The organism is Flavobacterium adhaerens (assembly GCF_040045115.1).
Classification (GTDB): domain Bacteria; phylum Bacteroidota; class Bacteroidia; order Flavobacteriales; family Flavobacteriaceae; genus Flavobacterium; species Flavobacterium adhaerens.
In genome coordinates, this window is sequence record NZ_JBDLZX010000004.1 from 379,371 (window position 1) to 402,113 (window position 22,743).

Here is a 22,743-nt window from a genome sequence, read left to right on the forward strand (position 1 = left end):
GTGTGATCTTCACTGTTTAATTGGATTAGAATATGTGTAATTATTTCGTTGTTAGTATATTATGTTTATTTGTTAAATTTGATAAGACCAAAAAATAAAAGAGAGCTCATGGATAAGATATTAAAATTAGTTGTCATAGTTTGTGTTTTGTTTTTCTCCTGTAAAAAAACAGAAGAACCAAAGGAAAAGTCAATGACTGTAAAAGCTAATTACGGTTGTGCGCCGGAAACTACCGATGCCAAATGGTTTGAATCAGATAACAAAGCCCCTCTTTTTAAAGGGATGGATATCATTAATTACCCGATAAGTACTAAAAAGGCAGAAGCTCAAAAATATTTTAATCAAGGATTGGCTTTTGCTTTTGGGTTTAATCATGCAGAAGCTGCTCGTTCTTTTTATTATGCCACAAAACTGGATTCGCTTGCTCCTATGTGTTTTTGGGGGTATGCCTATGTTTTGGGTCCCAATTATAATGCTGGAATGGAAATCGATAATTATGAAAGAGCTTACAAAGCCATTCAGCAAGCATTGAAATTATCTGCAAATGCAACTATAAAAGAAAAGACATTGATTGAAGCGTTATCCAAAAGATACGTCGCCAAACCTGTTGAGGACAGAAAACCTTTGGATATTGCTTATGCTAAAGCCATGGAAAGCGTTGCAAAAAAGTTTCCAAATGACGCTACAATAGGAACATTGTATGCCGAATCGCTAATGAATTTGCACCCTTGGGATCTCTATACAAAAGAAGGGATTGCGCAACCCTGGACCGCAGAAATAGAATCTATTTTGAAAAATGCTTTAAAAAATGATCCCAAACATATTGGAGCCAATCATTTTTATATTCATGCTGTAGAATCTTCCAATTCTCCAGAACGCGCAAATGTCTCGGCTCAACTTTTTGATAATGGACTTGCGCCAGCTTCAGGACATTTGACACATATGTCTTCTCATATTTATATCCGAACTGGCGAATATCACAAAGGGACGGTTTCTAATATTAATGCTGTAAAAAGAGATAGTACATATGTAACACTCTGTCACGCTCAAGGGGCATACCCGTTGGGGTATTATCCGCATAATTATCATTTTATGGCAGCCTGTGCAACATTGGAAGGAAGTTATAAATATGCTATTTTGGCTGCCAATGAAACATCGAATCTTGTACATCCTCAAACGATGGTTTCATCTGGTTGGGAAGGGCTTCAGCATTATTATGTGATTCCGTATTTTGTGGCCGTAAAATTTGGAAAATGGGATGATATATTGAAAATGAAATTAGTCTCAGATACCATAAAATACCCTTCTGGAATTGCTCATTATGCCAAAGGAATGGCTTATTTGGGTAAAAATGATAGTAAAAATGCCAAAGCTGAATTAGCCAAACTCGAATTGATAGGCTATGATCCTTATATGAAAAAAATAACGGTTTGGAATATCAATTCTTTGGATCATATTTTGAAAATAGCCAGTAAAACACTGAAAGGAGAAATTTTAGCTTCCGAAGGAAAATTTGACCAAAGTATTGTTTTGATGAAAGAAGCGATAGCAATTGAAGATAAATTGAATTATAACGAGCCACCCGATTGGTTTTTTTCGGTAAGACATCATTTGGGGGCTATTCAAATTGAAGCTGGCAAATATGAAGATGCTATAAAAACCTATCAAGAAGATTTAAAAACGTTTCCCAAAAATGGATGGGCACAGCAAGGTATGAAATTAGCTTACGAGAAATTGAATAACCAAGCTAAAGTAAAAGAAACAGATGCTTCGATTGCCAAAAGTTGGGCGTATGCGGATGTGAAAATAACGGCTTCTAGGATTAAGTAATGAAAACTTTTGTTTAGTAAGTCTTTGCGAGGAATGATCACCATAAGTGTTCGAAACATGCAATTAAATTACTTTCAGCTTTAGCTGGAGATAGTAAAGTTTAAAAAGTAATTGGCTTTAGCCTAAAAAATCATCAATTTTATTAGGCTAAAGCCTTTTGTTTTGTCAAAATTAAATCCTCCAGCTGAAGCTGAAGGCAAATCCATAATAATAAACTCAGGTTTCGAACACTTATGGTGTCATGCTCGTACGAAGTCGGGAGATTTGGCACAGCAGGATTGTTCGAAACATACAATTTAATTACCTCCAGCTTTAGCTGGAGATAGTAAAGTTTAAAAAGTAATTGGCTTTAACCTAAAAAATCATCAATTTTATTAGGCTAAAGCCTTTTGTTTTGTCAAAACTAAATCCTCCAGCTGAAGCTGAAGGCAAATCTATAATAATAAACTCAGGTTTCGAACACTTATGATTGCAATCGAACACCTGAGGATACAGATTGTAAGTCTATGTTATTGGGTAATAATAATGGCTGTTTTATTTTAGAATTTTATTTACAGATCCAATATAGGTAAGTATGTCGAGTTTATGACTGTTATTTAGGCCACTTTCGTCTCTTTGTTTTTGAAATTCTTTGAAAGAAGGGGTGTTTAGTAAGGAGGCTTGAGTTGCCTCGTCTTTGTATGTCGATTGGTGAACAAAAGTGATACCATCTTCTTTTAGAAATATATTGTATTGAAAATTTTCGGTAGGTAGTTTTTTAAAGTCATTTAGAAATAGTTGGATGTTTTTTTTGTTTTGTTCAACAAACTCTTTATTTACTTGGTAAGTCACGATTACGTTTATCATTGTTGTAGTTTCTAAGGGTTTAATTTCTTTAGTCTTAAACTATTAATAGTATTGTGTTATTGGCTAATTTAAGAAAAAAATATAAGCTAAGAATCACTTGGTTTAAGTGGTGTAATTTAAGTTGTTCTGAACTACAAAAGCCCTAGCCCTGATAGTAATGGAAATCCTTGTTGCCTGGTGTTCGGGCAACAAGATTGCAATGGATAGCAGGAATTAGCTCCTGAAAAACAAAATAATTCTGCTGAAATTTATATCGTTTTTGTACTTTGAAAACTGTAACATTTTAAACTTGAAACTTTCCGAAAAAATATTGTAATTTTGCACTCCAAATAAAGGACAAAGAAAATGTTAGATAGACTTCAATATGTAAAACAGCGTTTTGACGAGATTTCGGATTTGATTATTCAGCCCGATGTAATCGCTGATCAAAAAAAATATGTACAGCTTAACCAAGAATACAAAAGTATTAAAGCCTTGGTTGAAAAGCGTGAAGAATATATTTTGGTTTTGGCAAATATTGATGAGGCCAACGAAATTATTGCTGATGGGAGTGATGCCGATATGGTTGAAATGGCCAAAATGCAGTTGGATGAAGCTAAAGAAAGATTGCCTCTGTTGGAGGATGAAATCAAGTTTATGCTGATTCCTAAAGATCCTGAAGATGCCAAAAACGTGATGGTAGAGATTCGTGCTGGAACGGGAGGTGATGAGGCGAGTATTTTTGCTGGAGATTTGTTCAGAATGTACACTAAATATTGTGAATCTAAAGGTTGGAGAACTTCGGTGGTAGATATGAACGAAGGAACCTCGGGCGGATTCAAAGAGATTATTTTTGAAGTGACTGGCGAGGATGTGTATGGAACTTTGAAATTTGAAGCTGGTGTTCACCGTGTGCAACGTGTACCACAAACCGAAACGCAAGGTCGTGTGCATACATCGGCTGCGACTGTTATGGTATTGCCAGAAGCTGAAGAGTTTGATGTGCAAATTGATATGAATGATGTTCGAATCGATTTCTTTTGTTCGTCTGGACCTGGAGGACAATCGGTAAATACGACTAAATCGGCTGTTCGTTTAACGCACATTCCAACTGGTTTAGTAGCGCAATGTCAGGACGAAAAATCACAGCATAAAAATAAAGACAAAGCTTTTATGGTATTGCGTTCTCGTTTGTATGAGCAAGAATTGGCCAAAAAGCAAGAGGAAGATGCCAAGAAACGTACTTCTCAGGTAAGTTCAGGTGACCGTTCGGCTAAAATTAGAACGTATAATTATGCTCAAGGACGTGTAACCGATCACCGTGTAGGTTTGACACTTTATGATTTGGGTAACATCATGAATGGAGATATTCAAAAAATTGTTGATGAACTTCAACTTGTTAATAATATGGAAAAACTGAAAGAGGCAAGCGAAGTCTTTTAAAGAAATAACCATAATTTAAAAAGCACTTAAAGGATAATTAATTCGTTAGGTGTTTTTTTTATGTTCTCGTTTTATTTTATACTAAAATTGCTATTAATATTAACCAAAAACTAAATTTATGATTAGAAAACTACTATTAATTTTATTGTTTATTGTTGTAAAAAGTAATGCTCAAACCTATATGGGCTATCTTCCAGATAATTATGCTGGAGTTCAAGGAGTACTTTTTAATCCTGCGTCTATTGCTGATTCCCGTTTTAAAACGGATGTAAACTTGTTTTCAACCAGTAGTTCCTTGAATAACGACTATTTCGGAGTGAGTTTATTTGATTTGCCTAGCGATTCTTATGATGTAGATAAAGAAGGCGTAAGAACTCCTACTAAAAATAATGGTGCAATTGTGTATTCGGATATTATGGGGCCATCATTTATGTTTAATATTGCTCCAAAACATTCTGTTGCTTTATATACCAGAGCAAGAGCCATTTTGAACGGTAACAATATCAATGGTGAATTGTTCGATGAGTTGGAAGGTGGTTTTGAAGAAGCCGAAAATTTTAATATTGCTGTTGGTAGCCCAAAAATAGTAGGGCATACTTGGGCTGAGTTTGGAGCTACTTATGCGGCTGTTTTATTGCAAAAGGAGCAACATTTTTTAAAGGGAGGTTTGACTGCCAAATATCTTATTGGAGGGATTAATTCATATGTTGATGGTAATGATATTACAGCTTTTTATATTCAAACTGGTGATCCTGAAACAAGCCAATTAATTACAACTGGAGATCTCACCATCGGAAGTAGTCAAGATTTTATCACTGGCGATGAGGATGTAAAATTTGATGCTAATTCTAAAGGTTTTGGTGCCGATTTGGGGTTGGTTTACGAATGGAGACCTGACTACAAGTCTCAAAATGTGGGCAATAATTTTAGAGATGTAAACAAATACAAATTGCGTGTTGGTTTATCGGTTACTGATATTGGGTATATTAAATATGATAATATGAAGATTGATACCTATAGCATAAATGGTATCGTGTCAGAACAAGAACTTGAAGATGCAGATTTTGATGATTTGGAAGCATTTTTAGAAGAGCATTACGGGGCTCCTGTTACCAAATACATAAGTTCAAAATCGAATTTGCCAACAATGGTTCATTTTGATGTTGATTGGAATATGTACAAAAAGTTCTATCTGAACATGAGTGGTAATTTGAGTATGGTTGATGATATGGGTATAAACAAAACATATTCTCAAAATTCTTGGATGCTAACTCCTCGCTATGAAACCAAATGGTTTACTTTTTCGTTGCCAATAAATTATATGGAATACACAGGGACTCAAGTGGGAACTGGATTGCGTTTTGGTCCAATGTTTGTAGGTTCTAGCTCTTTAATTACAAATATATTATCAAAAGAGTCTAGAGGAGCAGATGTTTATTTTGGTTTAAAAATTCCTGTTTATCAAAAGAAAGCAAAAGTAAAAGACGATGAGGAAATCATAGACTAGGGTCATAGTTTTCCGAAAGAATTAAAGCATGTTAGTATTCTAACTTTATAGCATAAAAAGAGGCTGAATTTTCAGCCTCTTTTTTTGTGCTTTCAAAAAGTATGAGCACATTTTAATACGGGCAAAAAGGATTTTAATTTTTAGCATCAGCATTTTCATCCGATTTGGTTTCTAGCCTTTTAATAGTGTACATAGGTGCGAATCTAAGCTTAAGTTTTGCAATTTTAGCATTGTCCGATGCACTTAATCCTTCTTTTTCGACTGTGTTTTTTCGGGTATCCAATGCTTCATAAACCAGTTTAATTTCGTCCCAATCTTCACGAGAATAAGAATCTTTGTTTTTCTCGACAGTGGTTACAAAATTGTCATATACACTAAGAATATTGTCTTTGTTGACCCAATTGAACTGCATATCATCGCTTACATAGTTTGGCCCCAGTAAAGCTTTGTGCATTTCGGTTTTAGAATCGGAAATAATTTTTGTCTTGAATTCACCATACTTGTCTGTCAATGCATCCAAACTAGATTGCAGTTTGGTCTTATCCGTTGCATTTGCTAACGAAGTTTCAGCATCCAATTTCAGTTTGTCATAATTGCTTTCAATTTTTTCCCAGTTTTCTGTCAACTCATCTTGGGCAACATTGCTTACAGAGTCGATGTAGGTTTTGTATTTATCGATTGCTTTTTGAGCTTTTTCCTGTTTCTCGTCTTTACACGATGCAAAAGCTAATACAATTGCAATGGCGACTAGTGTTGTTTTTATATTTTTCATTGTGCTACATTTTTAAGTTATTATTTAGGAACAAATGAATCAGAGATATAAAAGAGTTTAGCTTTCTAACTTTTTGTTCATTTTTTTAATGTTTTCAATACTGACATTTTTAGAATCAACATAATCATTCCCTTTGTGCACTATCGAATTGTATTTTTCGGACAATGAGTTGCTGATGTTGTCTAGTTTTCCTTTAAAATTATCGGTAGCTTCGGCACTTTTTTTGGCAATTTTTTTTCGGGTATTCGATCCTTTATCGGGTGCGAATAGTATTCCTGCTATTGCTCCAATAGCTACTCCTCCTAAAACTCCTATGATTGCTTTTTTTGTTTCCATGATTCTGTGTTTTTTATGATTATTAATTTAATTTGAATGTGGCATATACGCTTATACTACTATTTTTTCCTTCAGAGGAATAGGAAGTACCGGCAATATTATTTTCTTTTCCAATTTTGGATAGGCCGTAGTTATATCGGGCTCCAATTCCAATAGCATCAAAATTCAATTCGATACCGCCTGAAAGCCCAGAGTCGAATTTGTTGAAATTATCATTGTCTATAGTATCTTCAAAATTAAAACCGCCTTCGGATTCATTTTTGATTTGTGCATCGACTAAATAAGCGAAGTAAGGGCCTGCGTGAAAACTTAAGTTTTTGGTTGCATTCAATTTTAGTAAAACAGGTACTTCTATATAGTTTAATTTAAATTTTGCTTCACCAGTAGCCAATGTATTGTCATACGTTAATTGTGCTCCTTTTTGAGTATATAAAATTTCGGGTTGTATCGCAATAAAGTTCGTTACTGGAAAAGAACTGAATAATCCGATATTGAAACTTGTAAGCATATTATTGTCGTCAACTTCTTCATTGTAGATGTTAGAAAAGTTAACTCCTCCTTTTATTCCAAATTGAGCTGATGCCGAATTGGTTTGGGCTTGTGTCGTAAATGTGAAACAGATAATTGCAATAATGGCGGATAATTTCATTTTGTTTTTCATAGTTTATTTTGTTTGCAGGTTTATATTTTACAAAGTTGTAGTATAAGAGTTGTTTTTGTGTTACATCCTATTTAGGATGATTTACATAATTGCCATTTGAAGAAAATGAAGATTTAATTTTGAAAAAAAAAGTCTCGTAAAGAGAAGTCTGCGTTTAAATATCTGTGAGTAATGTTTTGGTGTGTTCAGAATCCGAATTCAAAATATGCGTTAAGGTTTCGTTATTTTGATTTAAAGTTTTTTTATGCTTTCGGGCAAACATCTTAAAATCATTGTTCAGATTCGTTTTTTCTATAGAGTCCAATAATGTTATTTGATTTTTTATTTCCGATCCTAATTTTTTTAAAAGAAACAAATCGGCCTGATTGCTTTTTAGGGTGTCTTCATCTATAGTGTGTTGGTAAATAATTCTGGGAATGATGATTAAGTTTTTTTGGGTCAAATGGATTAATTCTTTCTCTATGTTTTCGTGATTTCGCTTGATTTCTAGGAGTAGTTGTAGTGTTGCTACATCTTTTGTTATTTCGAAAGAGGTATGCGAAAGTTTGATTATTTTTTGATTGGATTCATTTAAACAATCAATCAGGCTGTAGTCTATAATGGGTTTTTTAGCTAAAGGTTTTGGATCAAAAAAAAGCTTATTATTTCTTTTTTTTTGATTGGTACACGAAAAGAGACAGGACATTGTAAAAAGAGCAATGACTTGAAAGAAAATGGTTTTGTTGAAAAGTAGCTTTTTCATGATCTTTGGTTATGCTTACAAAGTTCTGTATAAAAGCCGTTAAGGAGTTATAGTATTTGTTTTTGAGCTTATAATATTCCCATTAAATAAGTTGTATTAGGCCAAAGGAATTGGAAAGTAAACTGTAAAAGTGGCTCCTTTGCCCAGAGTACTATTGGCAAAAATAAATCCTTTGTGGTTTTCGACTATTTTTTCGCAAATGGCCAATCCTACACCCGTTCCGTCGTATTCTGTTTTGCTGTGAAGTCGGTTGAAAAGTAAAAATATTTTTTTGGCATATTGTTGTTCAAATCCAATTCCGTTATCCGTAAAACTGATTTTGAAATATTTTTTCGAACTTTTTTCGTTCAAAATAGATTCTGTTCTAGCCACAACTTCGCTACAATCAATGTTTATTATTGGCGCAACATCGCTCTTGGCGTATTTTAGTGAATTGCTTAATAGGTTCGAAAAAAGCTGTTGCATTTGAAAATGAATCCCATTAATCATAGGCAATTCTGCATTGCGAATAACCGCTTTTTTGTCTTCTATATTTTGAGATAATTCTAAAAGAGTATCATTCAATACATCATTTAGATTGATTTTTACAAGATTTTTTTCGGATCGGTTGGTTTTAGAATACTGTAATAAATCATTGATTAATACTCGCATCCTGTCCGAAGCGGTTTCCATTCGGCTCAGATAGCCTTTTCCTGTTTCGGTAAGGTTTTCTTTTTCTTTTTCATTTATTCTAGAAATAAAGGTTTGTATTTTTCGCAAAGGTTCTTGCAGGTCATGACTTGCTACTTGGTTAAATTCGTTGAGCTCTTTGACATGTTTTTCTAAGTCAATATTTCGATGTTTTAGCTGCTGACTTTTGTTGTAATCTTCGGTTACATCTTGGGTGGTTCCAATTATGCTGAGAGTCCCTTCTAAATCGGTAAATGATTTCGCTAGTGTTCTAAACTGTTTGGTTTTACCTTGTTTTGTTATCACTCTGTAGTTCAAATTCGGAATTTCTATAGTTGTTAAGGCTTTTTTGAAAGCCTTTTCTACTAACGATTTGTCTTCAGGATGTACAAAGTTTACGATGTTCTCGATATTGGGGTCAAATGTTTGCGGTTCCAGACCCAATAATCTGAAATTATTATCGGAATAGGTAAAATGTAATGTCTCAAGATTTAAAACCCAACTACCATATTTCCCTAAGATTTCGGCTTGTTTACTGGATTCATCAAAAACCTTAAGTTGATTGTTTACTTTTAGTAAATCTTCATAGTTTCTTTTTAATAATTCATTCTTATTGTGTTCATCGGTAACATCGCCTGTTACCCCCAAAATAGTTTTGTTTCCGAGATTGTCTATGAATAATTTTCCAACTGAACGTATAATTCGAGTTTTCCCATCGGGTCTAATAATTCTAAAATACGATTGTGGTAAATCTTCGTCTTCGGTTATTTTTTTAAAAATCGAGTTCACTATTTCGACATCGTCAGGATGAATAAATTGCATCAAACTTTCGATGTCGTCATTAAATGATCGCGAATCGGTTCCGAGTATTCGATATAAATTATCAGAATAAGATATGTTGCTGGTATTGAAATTCCATTCCCAAGTCCCAAACTCGGATAAGATTTCGGCTTGTGTACTCAAAAAATGAGATTTGTTTAGCTTAACATTGGCAGTTTGTAGTTTGTTGATGTCTTTTGTGGTTTGATAATAGGTAAAAATTAAAAGCAAAAATGTGATAAACAAAATCCCTAAAATTATGATAGGGGTTAAATAAATTTGTTTGGCATAAACTGAATTTTGTAAATCAAGATTGTTTTTTTCATTCTGAATCATATCATTCAATTTGATTCGAATGTCGGCAAGTAATGTCCCGCTCCGTTGAAGAATATTCTTAAAATCATAGTTTTTGGCCAAATTGACATTCTTGTTCAAATCGGTATTGTTGGCAATATATTCGTAGCGATCATTAATCATTTTATATAATGATGCCAGACTTTCTTGTTGACTTTTATTGTTTTTAGTGAGTTCCTTTAGAGTCGAAAATGACCTGTTTACATTCTTAATGTCAATTTGATACAGTACCAAATAAAAATTCTCTTTAGAAATCATATATCCTCTCATATTATTGTCCGAATCTTTAATGTGAGAGTAGAGTTGCTCCAATTCTAAATTAACCTCATAGGTTTGCATAAGCAATTCGGTAGCATTCGATATACTATTGATGTGTTTCACCGTTAGTAAGCTAATGATAAAGAGGATCAGCAAACTAATGGTGAATATAATTTTATGATAAAAGGATTTTTTTTGATTGTAGTTTTTCATAAAATCACAACTAAATTATAATCGAAGTAAAAAGTTGTCTTTGTTTAATCCGCTGGTGTGGTATTGCCAATTGATAGTGACAACATTGGATAATATTTTTTTTAATTCATCAAAATTGCTTGGTTTTTTGATGTAAATATTAGCACCCAAAACAAATGTTTCCTCAACATCTTGATCTGATGATGAGGTCGAATAGATGGCTATTACAATATCCTTAAATTTTTGATCTTGTTTGATTTCTTTCAAACATTCTATCCCGTTCAAAATGGGCATATTCAAATCTAAAAACAGTATGTGAGGCAAGACTGTTTCTGGTTTATACAACCAGTTCAATAATTCTTTGCCATTATTTAAAGTATTGACACTTGTATTGATTTTTAATTCTTCAAAAGCATCGGTAAAAAATAATCTATCGTCTTCATCATCATCAACCAAGGTGATTAGTATCGAGTCTTGTTGCATATTTTTCTATTTTTTAGAATTGATTTCCCTTCTTTTGTTTATAATTCGTTGAAAAGCCGAAGGTGTTATACCTGTGGTGTTTTTAAATTGCGAACTCAAGTGAGCTACGCTAGAATAATTCAATTTAAAAGCAATTTCGGTCAAGGATAATTGATTGTTAATGATTAATTGTTTGGTGTATTCTATTTTCTGAATTATGATATAATTTTCGATAGAGGTATAGGTTATTTCCGAAAACAAATTAGACAAATAACCATAAGAATGGTTGAGCTTTTCGGCCAAATACACAGAGCTTTTTACATTTACAGATGTGGTATCATTAAAAACCATATCGACTATGGTGTCTTTGATTTTCTGAATCAAAATGGCTTTTTGATTTTCTACAATTTCGATTCCATAGTTTTGTAAAGAATCATTAAAAAGTTTCATTTTTTCGGCTGGTACTTTTTCTAAAAATTCAATTTCTCCAAAACCTAAAATTTTGTGCTTAATTTTAAATTCATGCAATTTTTCGCTTAAGAGGGTGTTGCAAACTGTATTGAAATCAAATTTTATGAATACCTTCATGTTGAAATTTTTTTAAAGACTAAAATAAGCAAAATTATTATGAATACCGTATTTCTATAGCTTATTCGCATAAGTACGGATCGAAAACAGATGTCTAAAAATTGTTTTTTTGTAATTAATGATAAGCTTGATTGTGTTTAATATTACTATTAACGGTGTCTCTTTTTTTCTGGTTAGGCATAAGTGCTTGTTTTTGATTATCATGACATTTTTGTTAGGATGATAAATAGATAAAACAGTTTTGTAAGAAACGCCAAAACGGTTATGTATCAAATTTAAAAGAGGAACTCAGTTTGTACCTTACACAATTTTTTAGGTTTGTTGTAAAATTCCAATTTTTTTAGTTTCAAGTTTGTAAATTTGCACCTCAACAAAAAATCAGATGACTACACAACAACTTCACGATCAAATTAAAATCAAAAAATCATTTCTATGCGTAGGATTAGATGTTGATTTAAATAAAATTCCTCAACATTTATTGGAACTTGAAGACCCTATTTTTGAATTCAATAAAGCGATCATTGATGCAACACATGACTTAACAGTTGCGTACAAACCCAATATTGCTTTTTTTGAAGCTTATGGTATTAAAGGTTGGACTTCGTTGCAAAAAACAATTACATACATCAACGAGAAATATCCTGATATTTTTACAATTGCCGATGCTAAACGCGGCGATATTGGTAATACTTCTTCAATGTATGCCAAAGCTTTTTTTGAAGATTTAAATTTTGATAGTGTAACCATTGCTCCTTATATGGGAAAAGATTCGGTGGAGCCTTTCCTGGCTTTCGAAAATAAACATGCTATTTTATTAGCATTGACTTCTAATGAAGGTGCTTTTGATTTTCAAACTTTAAAAGTGCAAGACAACCAAGGCGAACCCAAAGAAGTGTATAAACAAGTGTTGGAAACCTCTAAAACGTGGAAAAATTCACAAAACTTGATGTACGTAGTAGGGGCAACCAAAGCCGAATATTTTACCGAAATCCGCAAAATTGTTCCTGATAGTTTCTTGCTAGTACCAGGTGTTGGAGCTCAAGGCGGAAGCCTTTCTGAAGTTTGTAAATACGGGATGAACGACAAGGTTGGTTTGTTGATAAACTCTTCGCGTGCTATCATATATGCCTCAAATGGTTCCGATTTTGCCGATACAGCAAGAGTTGAGGCTTTAAAAATGCAACAGGAAATGGAACTTATTTTATCTAGAGTTTAAGTTTAAAATAACTATTGTTTAAGATGGTTTAAGGTTGTTTAGAGAAACAGCTTTAAACCATTTTGAATGTGTAAACCAATTAAAAAAATGAAAAAACTCAAAGACCAACTCGGAATAATTCATTCCTTTGAGACATCGCCGTTGCGAATCGTCTCTCTTGTTCCATCTCAAACGGAATTGTTATGCGATTTAGGTCTGGAAGAATGTATAGTTGGAATCACCAAATTTTGTGTGCACCCTTTTCATCTCAAATCTGTGAAAAAGATTGTTGGTGGCACCAAAAAGGTTAATTATGAAATTATTGGTTCTTTGAATCCTGATATTATCATTTGTAATAAAGAGGAAAATACCGAAGCAATGGTTGTCGAATTGCAAAAGATTAGTCCAGTTTGGGTTACTGATATCGCTACGATAGAAGATAATTTTCAGATGATTTACGATTTTGGACAACTCTTTAATCGAAGAACCGAAGCACAAAAATGGATCGATAAATTGCGATTTGCTTTGAATGATTTTGAAAGTTTTATCTCTGATGTGCCAACTAAGAAAGTTTCTTATTTTATTTGGAAAAACCCATATATGGTTGCTGGTTCTGGCACTTTTATCAACGAGTTGTTGCAGTTAAATCGCTTTTATAACGTATTTGGAACATTAGAGCGTTATCCGGAAATTGATCTCGAAAATGCCAAACAATTTGAAGATTTAGATTTGATCTTGCTGTCATCAGAACCATTTCCGTTTAAAGCAGAAGAAGGTTATGAAATAGTGAGACAAACCAATACCAACGCCAAAGCAATTTTGGTTGATGGCGAGATGTTTTCTTGGCACGGTAGCCGATTGTTGAAGGCCTTAGAGTATTTCAAATTCTTGCACCGAAGTATTTAAATCCAACAGAATTACTTTCGATTGTTATTCTTTAAAGCCTAAAGAAATATAACTTTGGGAACTCAATAAAAGAACTATATTTGCCGACAAAATATCGAGATAAGTGATTAATTACACAATATATAAGAACGAAAATTGCGAACAATGGGTAACTTTTGTGCATGGAGCAGGAGGAAGTTCTTCTATTTGGTTCAAGCAAATTAGGGATTTTAAAAAAAATTACAATGTACTCTTACTAGACTTAAGAGGTCATGGAGAATCTAAATCGACCCTTAAAAAAGCTTTCAAACAAAAATATACTTTTTCGGCTTTAGCCCATGATATTCTCGAAGTTTTGGATTATCTAAAAATAGAAAAATCACACTTTGTTGGGATTTCTCTTGGGACTATTCTAATCAGGCAATTGGCTGAAATGCATCCCAATCGTGTTCAAACGATGATTTTGGGCGGTGCTATTTTAAAAATGAATTTTCGTTCTCAAATTTTGATGCGTTTAGGGAATACTTTTAAATATGTTTTGCCTTATTTGGTTTTGTACAAGTTTTTTGCGTTTGTAATCATGCCCAAAAAAAATCACAAACAATCTCGATTACTTTTTATAAACGAAGCAAAAAAGTTGTATCAAAAAGAATTTATCAAATGGTTTAAACTCACCGCCGAAATAAATCCAGTACTCAAATGGTTTCGTCAAGTAGAGTTAAATATCCCCACGCTTTATGTTATGGGGGAAGAAGATTATATGTTTTTGCCTTCGGTTCGCAAAGTTGTAGAGAGTCATTACAAATCTTCACAACTGTTTGTGATTGAAAACTGCGGACATGTTGTAAATGTAGAACAACCCAATGTTTTTAACAGAGCAGTTTTGTCTTTTTTGCATACAGTTCATTAAAAAAAAAATGCCTGCTTCTTCAAGCGGGCATTTTTATAACTAACCAAAACCAAAATAATAAATAACCAGTTTATTACATTGCAAAGATCAGTATAATGTTTGCTTTTTGCTGTTAAGGAATTGTTATTAGTTAAAGTGCAAAAGTTAAGTTTTGTAATTTAATTTTAACAGAGCAATTGTGTATTGATTTTTAATTGTTGGAATGCTAATTCTGTAATAATTTTTAGTCTTGTAGAGCAAATACTTTTTTCAAAAGATCCGATGTTCTAGCGTTAATATCGGTTCGGATATTTTTTTCTTCAACAGTAATCATTTTAAATACACCATCGAGTGCTTTGTTGGTTACATAATCGGTAAGATCTGGATTTACTTTGGATACAAAAGGAATTGTGTTGTATTGTTTAATGATGTTTGCCCAAATCACATCGGCACCCACTTTCCCAATCGATTGCTGAACTACTGGACTAAATTTGGTATAAAGAGAAGTGGTTGTCGCTGATTGTAAATAAAGTGTTGCAGCATTTTCTTCGCCAAGAAGAATGTTTTTGGCATCTGTGATGGTGATGTTTTTTATGGCTGAAACAAAAATTGGAGTAGCTTCTTTTACTGCGTCTTCAGCAGCTCTGTTCAAAACTAATATTCCTTCGTCTGCCAATTTTGACATTCCCATTTTACGCAGCGTTTTTTCTACTTTGGCTAATTCTTCGGGCATCAAAATTTTTACAGCTTCATTTTTATAAAATCCATCAGTAGCCGTTAGTTTAGAGACTTGTTCGGTCACTCCTTTGTCTAAAGCTTCTCTTAGTCCAGCTGCAATATCTAATGTACTACTAGATTGGGTGGCTTCATTGATTTTTTGGGTGGCTTTTGTTAGTATGTCTTTTAATTGGGCATTGCTAATTGCTGGCAAAAGTAGGAGTAAGAGTAGGGCTTTTTTCATATTTATTATTGTTTTGGCCAAAAATAAAAAATCAAAACCGACTAATAAACCGTTTGTAGCAGTTTTTAGGATAAAATTAATAAATCAACTCAAATCGTTTTGTTTTATAAAATTCCGAAAAAGTCTTCCTTATTATGAGAACACTACTGTTTTATTGTTGTACACCATCGTTTTTCTTTCGGCATGTAATTTTATGGCCCTTGCCAGTACAATTCTTTCCAAATCACGACCTTTCATGATGAAATCCTCAATGGAGTGGCTGTGGGAAACTCTAGTGATATCTTGTTCAATAATTGGTCCTTCGTCTAGTTCTTCGGTAACGTAATGACTCGTGGCACCAATGATTTTTACTCCACGTTTAAAAGCCGAATGATAAGGTTTGGCACCAGGAAAGGCTGGTAAAAAAGAATGATGGATGTTGATAATTCGATTTTGATATAAAGCGATTAGATTTGGGGTAATAATTTGCATGTAACGTGCCAAAACGATAAAATCAACATCATATTGTTTTAGTAAGGTCAGTTGTGCTTTTTCGCCTTCTTCTTTATTGTCTTTGGTAAAAGGAACGTGAAAAAACGGAATCCCGAAACGTTCTGCTACAGTTTGTAAATCTTCGTGATTACTTATGATTAAAGGAATTTCTAAGGGTAATTCGCCAGCGCAGTAACGGCCTAAGATATCATATAAACAATGGTCGTATTTGGATATGAATAAGGCCATTTTTGGTTTTTGATCTTGTGTGTACATTTCCCAAGTCATGTTGAAAGGGGTTGCAAGATTGTCTTGAAAATGACTTTTTATTGATTCTATATTCCAATCGGATTTGTTGAACTCACATTCTAAACGCATAAAAAAAACATTTTCGTCAGAGTCAACATGTTGGTCTAAGTATATAATGTTCCCTTCTATTGAAGCGATATAATTGGTAACCGACGAAATAATTGCTTTTTTGTCTTCACAATGGATAAGTATAGTTATTCTTTGCATTTGTTTTCAATTTCTAAATTTGACACCATTTTGATGGCTTTTTATCTAATTTAACTTTAAAAAGGATGTTTTTGGTTTAAAAAAAGATCACTTTTACTTGTTTTGTTTTTGCTTTTTTGGGTATTGACAATTACCGAAAATACCATTTTTTTATCAAATTTAAACTTGTTTTTTAACAAAAAACCAGATTAGCATATTTTTTATTTTTTATCAGTTTCAATGATTTTTATTTTGAAATTTATGTAAATTGCATCTTAAAATTATCATATTCACAAAATGGAAATAGTTAAGCCTTATGTGCCCTTAAATAAAGTTCGAATTGTAACTGCCGCCTCACTCTTTGATGGGCATGATGCTGCAATAAATATTATGAGACGAATTATACAGTCAACTGGAGTTGAAGTAATACATCTAGGACATGACCGAAGTGTTGAAGAGGTTGTTAATACAGCAATTCAGGAAGACGCTAATGCTATCGCAATGACTTCTTATCAAGGTGGTCACAATGAATATTTTAAGTACATGTACGATTTGCTTCAGGAAAAAGGAGCAGGCCATATTAAAATTTTTGGAGGAGGGGGAGGTGTAATTTTGCCTTCTGAAATTGCAGAATTACAAGGATACGGAATTACAAGAATTTACTCTCCCGATGATGGTCGTGCCATGGGATTGCAAGGAATGATTAATGATTTGGTACAACTTTCGGATTTTTCTATCGGAAATCAATTGGGAAATGAGTTAGAAAGATTAGAACTGAAAGAGACTTCAGCAATTGCTCGTTTGATTTCGGTTGCTGAAAATTTTCCTGAAATTGCAAAAGCTTCTTTTGACAGCATTCATGAAAAAAATAAATCATCTAAGATTCCAGTTCTTGGAATCACTGGAACTGGAGGTGCTGGGAAATCATCGTTGGTAGATGAATTGGTGAGACGTTTTTTAATCGATTTTCCTGAAAAAACAATCGGAATAGTCTCGGTAGATCCATCCAAGCGTAAAACAGGAGGGGCTTTACTAGGCGATAGAATTCGCATGAATGCGATCAATAACCCTAGAGTTTATATGCGTTCATTAGCAACCCGACAATCTAATTTGGCTTTGTCTAAGTATGTTTCTGAAGCAATAGAGGTTTTGAAAGCGGCTAAATTTGATATTATAATTTTGGAAACTTCGGGTATTGGTCAGTCGGATACCGAGATTATGGATCATTCGGATGTTTCTCTGTATGTGATGACTCCAGAATTTGGTGCTGCAACTCAATTGGAAAAAATCGATATGTTAGATTTTGCTGATTTGGTTGCGCTGAACAAATTTGATAAGCGTGGCGCATTAGATGCCATACGTGATGTAAAAAAGCAGTACCAACGCAATCATAATTTATGGGATAAGAACCCAGACGAGATGCCTGTTTTTGGTACGATTGCCTCTCAATTTAACGATCCAGGAATGAATACTTTGTATAAAGCCATCATGGATAAAATTGTCGAAAAGACAGCTGCTGATTTGAAATCGACTTTTGAAATCACTCGTGAAATGAGCGAGAAAATCTTTGTAATTCCACCTCATAGAACACGTTATTTATCTGAAATTGCCGAAAATAATCGTAAATACGATTCGATAGCCTTAAACCAAGAACAAGTTGCACAAAAACTTTATGGTGTTTTCAAAACCTTAGAAAGTGTTTCTGGAAAAGTCCCATTACTTAATAAAACTGGAATTGATGAAAATTCGGTTCTTCCGAGTGCCCTACGGGAACATGATGACAACAGGATTTTTATCAATTTATTATTGAATCAATTTGATAAGATAAAAATGGATTTGGATCCTTATAATTGGGAATTGATTTTGACATGGGATGAAAAAGTGAATAAATATAAAAATCCCGTTTACAGTTTCAAAGTTCGGGACAAGGAGATTCATATGGCAACGCATACAGAGTCGCTTTCGCATACTCAAATTCCAAAAGTTTCCATGCCTAAATATAAAGCTTGGGGCGATATCTTGCGTTGGTCATTACAGGAAAACGTTCCTGGGGAATTTCCGTTTACATCAGGTTTATATCCTTTTAAACGAGATGGAGAAGATCCTTCCCGTATGTTTGCTGGCGAAGGCGGACCAGAAAGAACCAATAAGCGTTTTCATTATGTAAGTGCTGGTTTGCCAGCCAAGAGACTTTCGACTGCCTTTGATAGTGTTACATTGTATGGAAATGACCCGGATATTCGTCCAGATATTTATGGTAAAATTGGTAATGCAGGCGTTTCAATCTGTTGTTTGGATGATGCTAAAAAATTGTATTCAGGATTCGATTTGGTCGATGCAATGACATCTGTAAGTATGACTATTAATGGTCCAGCTCCAATGTTGCTTGGTTTTTTTATGAATGCAGCTATCGATCAACAATGTGAATATTACATCAAAGAAAATAATCTTGAAGATGAAGTAAATCAAAAAATCAATACAATTTATAGTGAAAAACGAATAGAACGCCCACACTATCAAGGCGATTTACCAGAAGGGAATAATGGTTTAGGATTGTTTCTTTTGGGGGTAACTGGTGATCAGGTATTGCCACTTGATGTGTATGAGAAAATAAAAGCAAAGACTCTCAAAAAGGTTAGAGGAACTGTTCAGGCCGATATTTTAAAAGAAGATCAAGCTCAAAACACCTGTATTTTCTCTACAGAATTTGCATTGCGATTGATGGGGGATGTTCAGGAATATTTTATTGCTCAAAATGTTCGCAATTTTTATTCAGTTTCTATTTCGGGTTATCACATAGCCGAAGCTGGTGCTAATCCTATTACGCAATTAGCATTTACACTTGCCAACGGATTTACGTATGTAGAATACTATTTGAGTCGCGGAATGGATATTAACGATTTTGGTCCCAATTTGTCGTTTTTCTTTTCAAATGGTGTCGATCCTGAATATGCTGTCATCGGGCGTGTTGCTAGAAAAATTTGGTCAAAAGCTTTGAAAAATAAATATGGAGCAAACGAGAGAGCTCAAATGCTAAAATACCATATTCAAACTTCTGGTCGCTCTTTGCATGCGCAAGAAATAGATTTTAATGATATCAGAACAACTTTGCAGGCTTTGTATGCTATTTATGATAATTGTAATTCATTGCATACTAATGCTTACGATGAAGCGATTACAACTCCAACAGAAGAATCGGTTCGTAGAGCCATGGCTATTCAATTGATTATTAATAAAGAATTAGGCTTGGCTAAAAATGAAAATCTAATTCAAGGTTCTTTTATTATAGAGGAATTAACCGATTTGGTAGAAGAAGCTGTTTTGCAGGAGTTTGAAAGAATTACCGAACGCGGCGGGGTTCTGGGTGCAATGGAAACGATGTACCAGCGTTCTAAAATTCAAGAAGAGAGTTTGTATTATGAAACGCTGAAGCATACTGGCGCATTTCCAATTATTGGTGTTAATACTTTTTTGAGTTCAAAAGGTTCGCCAACGGTAATTCCAGCCGAAGTAATTCGTGCTACCGAAGAGGAAAAACAATATCAAATTAAAATGCTTGATAACTTGCATCAATGTCATGCTGTTTTGGTAAAAAAACATTTAGAACAACTTCAAGAGGCTGCTATTAAAGGCGAAAATCTATTCGGATACCTGATGGAAGCCACAAAGGTTTGTTCGCTCGGACAAATCACCGAAGCTTTGTTTGAAGTAGGAGGACAGTATAGACGAAATATGTAATTTCAACTTTTTACACCAAAAAAAAACAGCTTCAATTTGGAGCTGTTTTTTTTGTTTGAATCAGTAAGCTTTTATTATAGATTTGCTACCGAAGTTCTAGATAATGTTGAAGCATCTCTTGTTATAACAATTGCATGAGTTGCTTTTTTAGCGTTTGTTTCAATTTCCAAATAGTAAGTTCCTACTGGAAACTCTTCTAAGTTGTAAGTTTTGATAATTCCATCTTTACCAGTAACTACTTCAGAGTAGATTACATTATGGAATTTATCTGTAATGGTTACATTCGCTTTTTGTACTTGATTTACTGCGAAACGAATTTCTTTTGTAGAACTACTTGTAAGTACTTTTACAGGAATACTGCCATCGACTGCATAAGTATTAAATGTTGTTAATGCAACTAATACTACTAAACTGAATTTTAAGATATTTTTCATGTCAATTATTTTTAAAAGTTATTGTTTTAAATTTCTTTTACAAAGATAAGTATGCAATCGATTACAAAACACAACTCTATTTTCATATTTGTATGCTATTTTAACCTTACGAAAACGTTATAGGTTAAAAAAAGGTAAAATATGATAGTTTTTTTATAAATTTGATTGTCTAAAAAAAAAGATTCTCAATGAAAAAAATGAATCCAACACTCGAATTAATTACTCATCCTTTTGGGAGTTCTTTTACTTTTTCTAATTATGAAAAGAATTCTAATTGTAAAGCTGATTTGTGGCATTATCATCCTGAAATCGAATTGGTTTTTGTAAATGGAGGTTCTGGAAAAAGACAAATTGGTAGTCATATGTCCTATTACTCGGATGGAGATTTGGTGCTTATAGGGAGTAACTTGCCGCATTGTGGTTTTACAGATGCAAGAACAGGGAATAAGAATGAAATTGTGATCCAGCTACCAGCAGATTTTTTAGGAAACGATTTTTTGAATGCACCTGAGCTAAAAAACATTCAACAGCTTTTTCAGAAAGCAAAAGGCGGAATTGCTTTTGGTAAAAAAACGATCAAACAAGTGGGGCCTATTATTGAAGAGATGGAAAGCCGTTCCAATTTTGATCGCTTATTGCGAATGATTCGGATTTTGAATGACCTTGCGGTAAGTGAAGAATATACCATATTAAATGCTGATGGTTTTGCGGTGGAGTTACAAGTTCAGGACAATGATCGTATCAATGTGGTTTTTAATTATGTAAAAGATAATTTTCAAGAACCCATTCAATTGGATCATGTATCCAGTATGGTGAGTATGACTACTCCTTCGTTTTGTAGGTATTTCAAAAGGATAACTAATAAAACTTTTACCACTTTTGTAAATGACTATCGTTTGGTTCATGCATCAAAACTTTTGTCCGAAAACACCAAAAGTATTACAGAAATTAGTTTTGAAAGCGGATTTAATAATTTTAGTCATTTTAATAAAACGTTCAAAGCTTTTACAGGCAAAAGTGCTTCTCAATATCGAAATGAATTGAGGTCTATAATTGAGTAACTTTTATTTTTAGACCAATTATTTTTAACTTTAGATGATGTATTGTATATTTATCCAAATTAAAATAATATGATGAGAAAATTTCTTTTAGTGTGTGTTGCTTTTTTATGGGGTAATACAATTTTGTCTTTTGCTTCAACGGTAGATACCTTGCAAATTCCTAGTGTAGCGATGAATAAGACTTATAAGGCAGCAGTGGTATTGCCTAATTCTTATGCTAAAGAGAAAACTGCTTTTCCTGTGCTGTATCTTTTGCATGGTGCCTATGGCCATTTTTCGGATTGGTTGAAAAGTACTCCAAATAAAAATACTGTCAAGGATTTAGCTGATCAGTATAATATTATAATTGTAATGCCAGAGGGAGAAACTTTTAGTTTTTATCTCGATAGTCCAGTAAACAAGGGAAGTCAGTTTGAGACTTATATTACTTCCGAAGTTATTTCCAAAATTGATAAAACCTATCGTACTATTAAGGAAAAGAAAGGACGAGTTATAGCTGGGCTTTCAATGGGAGGACATGGTGCATTATATCTTTCAGCCAAACATCCTGATTTGTTTTGTGCGGCAGGAAGTATGAGTGGAGCAGTAGATATGGGGACAATGTTGGATCGAAATCCCAATGATCAAGTTATTAAGTTGATGCAACCTGTTTTTGGGGATCAAAGTACAAATCCTGATTTGTATCATCAGAATGCTGTTATTGGGATGATAGATAAAATAAAAACGAATAAACTGGCGTTAATTATTGATTGTGGTGTTGATGATTTTCTAATTGAACCGAATAGAGAATTTCATCGTAGATTGGTTTATGAAAAAGTAGCTCATGATTATATAGAAAGACCTGGAGCGCATACTTGGGAATATTGGGAAAATGCTTTACCGTATCAAGTATTGTTTTTTAGTAAGATTTTAAAAAATTAAATAGTGTTTTTTTTGGTTTTAAATGTATAATTATCAATAGATTATTTTTTTTAAAGTTTTGTGAATTGATTAGAAGATATAGAATTGTTGAAAAAAATTTTTTTGGCTTAATTTTTGAAGTACCTTTATCGAACATTAAAACTAAAGAAAATGAAAATCTGATTATCCGTTTATGCACCTGTTATATTCGCAATTACTAGTCTGTCAAAGAGTTTGTCTCCAAAATACCGTCTGT

20 protein-coding genes are annotated in these 22,743 nt (G+C 33.4%); 9 read left to right on the forward strand and 11 right to left on the reverse strand.

Going from position 1 to position 22,743, the window contains the following annotated elements; genetic code table 11:
• Positions 1-108: 108 nt before the first annotated feature.
• The gene (locus ABEB18_RS07920) at positions 109-1,830 is read left to right on the forward strand and encodes a tetratricopeptide repeat protein (RefSeq protein ID WP_348798694.1); all 1,722 of its coding nucleotides are present in this window, start codon (positions 109-111) and stop codon (positions 1,828-1,830) included.
• Between the two features lie 534 nt (positions 1,831-2,364).
• On the opposite strand, the gene ABEB18_RS07925 is transcribed toward ABEB18_RS07920, so the two are convergent.
• Positions 2,365-2,676 carry a hypothetical protein gene (locus ABEB18_RS07925; protein ID WP_348798695.1) on the reverse strand — a complete coding sequence of 104 codons (312 nt, stop codon included), beginning with the start codon at positions 2,674-2,676 and terminating at the stop codon, positions 2,365-2,367.
• A 345-nt stretch (positions 2,677-3,021) separates the two neighbouring features.
• Here ABEB18_RS07925 and prfA point away from each other — a divergent pair, with 345 nt between their 5' ends.
• Both prfA and ABEB18_RS07935 read left to right on the forward strand, forming a co-directional pair.
• Positions 3,022-4,098, forward strand: coding sequence for a peptide chain release factor 1 (prfA, locus tag ABEB18_RS07930; protein ID WP_348798697.1), 1,077 nt, complete (start codon positions 3,022-3,024; stop codon positions 4,096-4,098).
• 118 nt (positions 4,099-4,216) lie between these two features.
• Positions 4,217-5,605: a DUF5723 family protein gene (locus ABEB18_RS07935; protein ID WP_348798698.1), complete on the forward strand. Its 1,389-nt coding sequence runs from the start codon at positions 4,217-4,219 to the stop codon at positions 5,603-5,605.
• 133 nt (positions 5,606-5,738) lie between these two features.
• Here the strand turns inward: ABEB18_RS07935 and ABEB18_RS07940 are convergent, their stop codons facing one another.
• The 7 genes from ABEB18_RS07940 to ABEB18_RS07970 form a co-directional block, all read right to left on the reverse strand.
• Positions 5,739-6,377, reverse strand: coding sequence for a DUF6565 domain-containing protein (locus ABEB18_RS07940; protein ID WP_348798699.1), 639 nt, complete (start codon positions 6,375-6,377; stop codon positions 5,739-5,741).
• 57 nt (positions 6,378-6,434) lie between these two features.
• Positions 6,435-6,713 carry a YtxH domain-containing protein gene (locus ABEB18_RS07945; RefSeq protein WP_348798701.1) on the reverse strand — a complete coding sequence of 93 codons (279 nt, stop codon included), beginning with the start codon at positions 6,711-6,713 and terminating at the stop codon, positions 6,435-6,437.
• Between the two features lie 22 nt (positions 6,714-6,735).
• Positions 6,736-7,374, reverse strand: coding sequence for a porin family protein (locus ABEB18_RS07950; protein WP_348798702.1), 639 nt, complete (start codon positions 7,372-7,374; stop codon positions 6,736-6,738).
• A 154-nt stretch (positions 7,375-7,528) separates the two neighbouring features.
• Positions 7,529-8,116, reverse strand: coding sequence for a hypothetical protein (locus ABEB18_RS07955; protein WP_348798704.1), 588 nt, complete (start codon positions 8,114-8,116; stop codon positions 7,529-7,531).
• 96 nt (positions 8,117-8,212) lie between these two features.
• Positions 8,213-10,429, reverse strand: a complete 2,217-nt coding sequence (locus ABEB18_RS07960) for a sensor histidine kinase (RefSeq protein WP_348798705.1) — start codon at positions 10,427-10,429, stop codon at positions 8,213-8,215.
• Between the two features lie 15 nt (positions 10,430-10,444).
• Positions 10,445-10,891: a response regulator gene (locus ABEB18_RS07965; protein WP_348798706.1), complete on the reverse strand. Its 447-nt coding sequence runs from the start codon at positions 10,889-10,891 to the stop codon at positions 10,445-10,447.
• Between the two features lie 6 nt (positions 10,892-10,897).
• Complete coding sequence (locus ABEB18_RS07970; protein ID WP_348798708.1) at positions 10,898-11,458, reverse strand: helix-turn-helix domain-containing protein; 561 nt, start codon at positions 11,456-11,458, stop codon at positions 10,898-10,900.
• Between the two features lie 382 nt (positions 11,459-11,840).
• Here ABEB18_RS07970 and pyrF point away from each other — a divergent pair, with 382 nt between their 5' ends.
• From pyrF to ABEB18_RS07985, 3 genes are all read left to right on the forward strand, one after another.
• Entirely contained in the window at positions 11,841-12,674 is an 834-nt protein-coding gene (gene pyrF, locus ABEB18_RS07975) for an orotidine-5'-phosphate decarboxylase (protein ID WP_348798710.1), read from the forward strand.
• Between the two features lie 87 nt (positions 12,675-12,761).
• Positions 12,762-13,559 carry an ABC transporter substrate-binding protein gene (locus tag ABEB18_RS07980; RefSeq protein ID WP_348798711.1) on the forward strand — a complete coding sequence of 266 codons (798 nt, stop codon included), beginning with the start codon at positions 12,762-12,764 and terminating at the stop codon, positions 13,557-13,559.
• A 103-nt stretch (positions 13,560-13,662) separates the two neighbouring features.
• Positions 13,663-14,448, forward strand: coding sequence for an alpha/beta fold hydrolase (locus ABEB18_RS07985; RefSeq protein WP_348798712.1), 786 nt, complete (start codon positions 13,663-13,665; stop codon positions 14,446-14,448).
• Between the two features lie 223 nt (positions 14,449-14,671).
• Here the strand turns inward: ABEB18_RS07985 and ABEB18_RS07990 are convergent, their stop codons facing one another.
• Both ABEB18_RS07990 and purU read right to left on the reverse strand, forming a co-directional pair.
• Positions 14,672-15,388: a DUF4197 domain-containing protein gene (locus ABEB18_RS07990; RefSeq protein WP_348798713.1), complete on the reverse strand. Its 717-nt coding sequence runs from the start codon at positions 15,386-15,388 to the stop codon at positions 14,672-14,674.
• A 132-nt stretch (positions 15,389-15,520) separates the two neighbouring features.
• Positions 15,521-16,375, reverse strand: a complete 855-nt coding sequence (gene purU / locus ABEB18_RS07995; protein ID WP_348798715.1) for a formyltetrahydrofolate deformylase — start codon at positions 16,373-16,375, stop codon at positions 15,521-15,523.
• 276 nt (positions 16,376-16,651) lie between these two features.
• On the opposite strand from purU, the gene ABEB18_RS08000 reads away from it, so the two are divergent.
• Positions 16,652-20,092, forward strand: coding sequence for a methylmalonyl-CoA mutase family protein (locus ABEB18_RS08000; protein WP_348798716.1), 3,441 nt, complete (start codon positions 16,652-16,654; stop codon positions 20,090-20,092).
• Positions 20,093-20,166: 74 nt separating this feature from the next.
• Here ABEB18_RS08000 and ABEB18_RS08005 read toward each other — a convergent pair whose 3' ends face one another.
• The gene (locus ABEB18_RS08005; RefSeq protein WP_348798717.1) at positions 20,167-20,526 is read right to left on the reverse strand and encodes a DUF3244 domain-containing protein; all 360 of its coding nucleotides are present in this window, start codon (positions 20,524-20,526) and stop codon (positions 20,167-20,169) included.
• Between the two features lie 188 nt (positions 20,527-20,714).
• Between ABEB18_RS08005 and ABEB18_RS08010 the strand changes: the two genes are divergently transcribed.
• Together ABEB18_RS08010 and ABEB18_RS08015 are read left to right on the forward strand one after the other, a co-directional pair.
• Positions 20,715-21,587, forward strand: coding sequence for an AraC family transcriptional regulator (locus ABEB18_RS08010; RefSeq protein ID WP_348798718.1), 873 nt, complete (start codon positions 20,715-20,717; stop codon positions 21,585-21,587).
• 69 nt (positions 21,588-21,656) lie between these two features.
• Complete coding sequence (locus ABEB18_RS08015) at positions 21,657-22,508, forward strand: alpha/beta hydrolase (protein WP_348798719.1); 852 nt, start codon at positions 21,657-21,659, stop codon at positions 22,506-22,508.
• The last annotated feature ends 235 nt before the right edge of the window (positions 22,509-22,743 follow it).

Excerpts from the sequence above, each read along its gene's own strand:
- ABEB18_RS07920 (WP_348798694.1), top strand. The coding sequence starts at position 109 with ATGGATAAGATATTAAAATTAGTTGTCATAGTTTGTGTTTTGTTTTTC.
- ABEB18_RS07925 (WP_348798695.1), bottom strand. The coding sequence starts at position 2,676 with ATGATAAACGTAATCGTGACTTACCAAGTAAATAAAGAGTTTGTTGAA.
- prfA (WP_348798697.1), top strand. The coding sequence starts at position 3,022 with ATGTTAGATAGACTTCAATATGTAAAACAGCGTTTTGACGAGATTTCG.
- ABEB18_RS07935 (WP_348798698.1), top strand. The coding sequence starts at position 4,217 with ATGATTAGAAAACTACTATTAATTTTATTGTTTATTGTTGTAAAAAGT.
- ABEB18_RS07940 (WP_348798699.1), bottom strand. The coding sequence starts at position 6,377 with ATGAAAAATATAAAAACAACACTAGTCGCCATTGCAATTGTATTAGCT.
- ABEB18_RS07945 (WP_348798701.1), bottom strand. The coding sequence starts at position 6,713 with ATGGAAACAAAAAAAGCAATCATAGGAGTTTTAGGAGGAGTAGCTATT.
- ABEB18_RS07950 (WP_348798702.1), bottom strand. The coding sequence starts at position 7,374 with ATGAAAAACAAAATGAAATTATCCGCCATTATTGCAATTATCTGTTTC.
- ABEB18_RS07955 (WP_348798704.1), bottom strand. The coding sequence starts at position 8,116 with ATGAAAAAGCTACTTTTCAACAAAACCATTTTCTTTCAAGTCATTGCT.
- ABEB18_RS07960 (WP_348798705.1), bottom strand. The coding sequence starts at position 10,429 with ATGAAAAACTACAATCAAAAAAAATCCTTTTATCATAAAATTATATTC.
- ABEB18_RS07965 (WP_348798706.1), bottom strand. The coding sequence starts at position 10,891 with ATGCAACAAGACTCGATACTAATCACCTTGGTTGATGATGATGAAGAC.
- ABEB18_RS07970 (WP_348798708.1), bottom strand. The coding sequence starts at position 11,458 with ATGAAGGTATTCATAAAATTTGATTTCAATACAGTTTGCAACACCCTC.
- pyrF (WP_348798710.1), top strand. The coding sequence starts at position 11,841 with ATGACTACACAACAACTTCACGATCAAATTAAAATCAAAAAATCATTT.
- ABEB18_RS07980 (WP_348798711.1), top strand. The coding sequence starts at position 12,762 with ATGAAAAAACTCAAAGACCAACTCGGAATAATTCATTCCTTTGAGACA.
- ABEB18_RS07990 (WP_348798713.1), bottom strand. The coding sequence starts at position 15,388 with ATGAAAAAAGCCCTACTCTTACTCCTACTTTTGCCAGCAATTAGCAAT.
- purU (WP_348798715.1), bottom strand. The coding sequence starts at position 16,375 with ATGCAAAGAATAACTATACTTATCCATTGTGAAGACAAAAAAGCAATT.
- ABEB18_RS08000 (WP_348798716.1), top strand. The coding sequence starts at position 16,652 with ATGGAAATAGTTAAGCCTTATGTGCCCTTAAATAAAGTTCGAATTGTA.
- ABEB18_RS08005 (WP_348798717.1), bottom strand. The coding sequence starts at position 20,526 with ATGAAAAATATCTTAAAATTCAGTTTAGTAGTATTAGTTGCATTAACA.
- ABEB18_RS08010 (WP_348798718.1), top strand. The coding sequence starts at position 20,715 with ATGAAAAAAATGAATCCAACACTCGAATTAATTACTCATCCTTTTGGG.
- ABEB18_RS08015 (WP_348798719.1), top strand. The coding sequence starts at position 21,657 with ATGATGAGAAAATTTCTTTTAGTGTGTGTTGCTTTTTTATGGGGTAAT.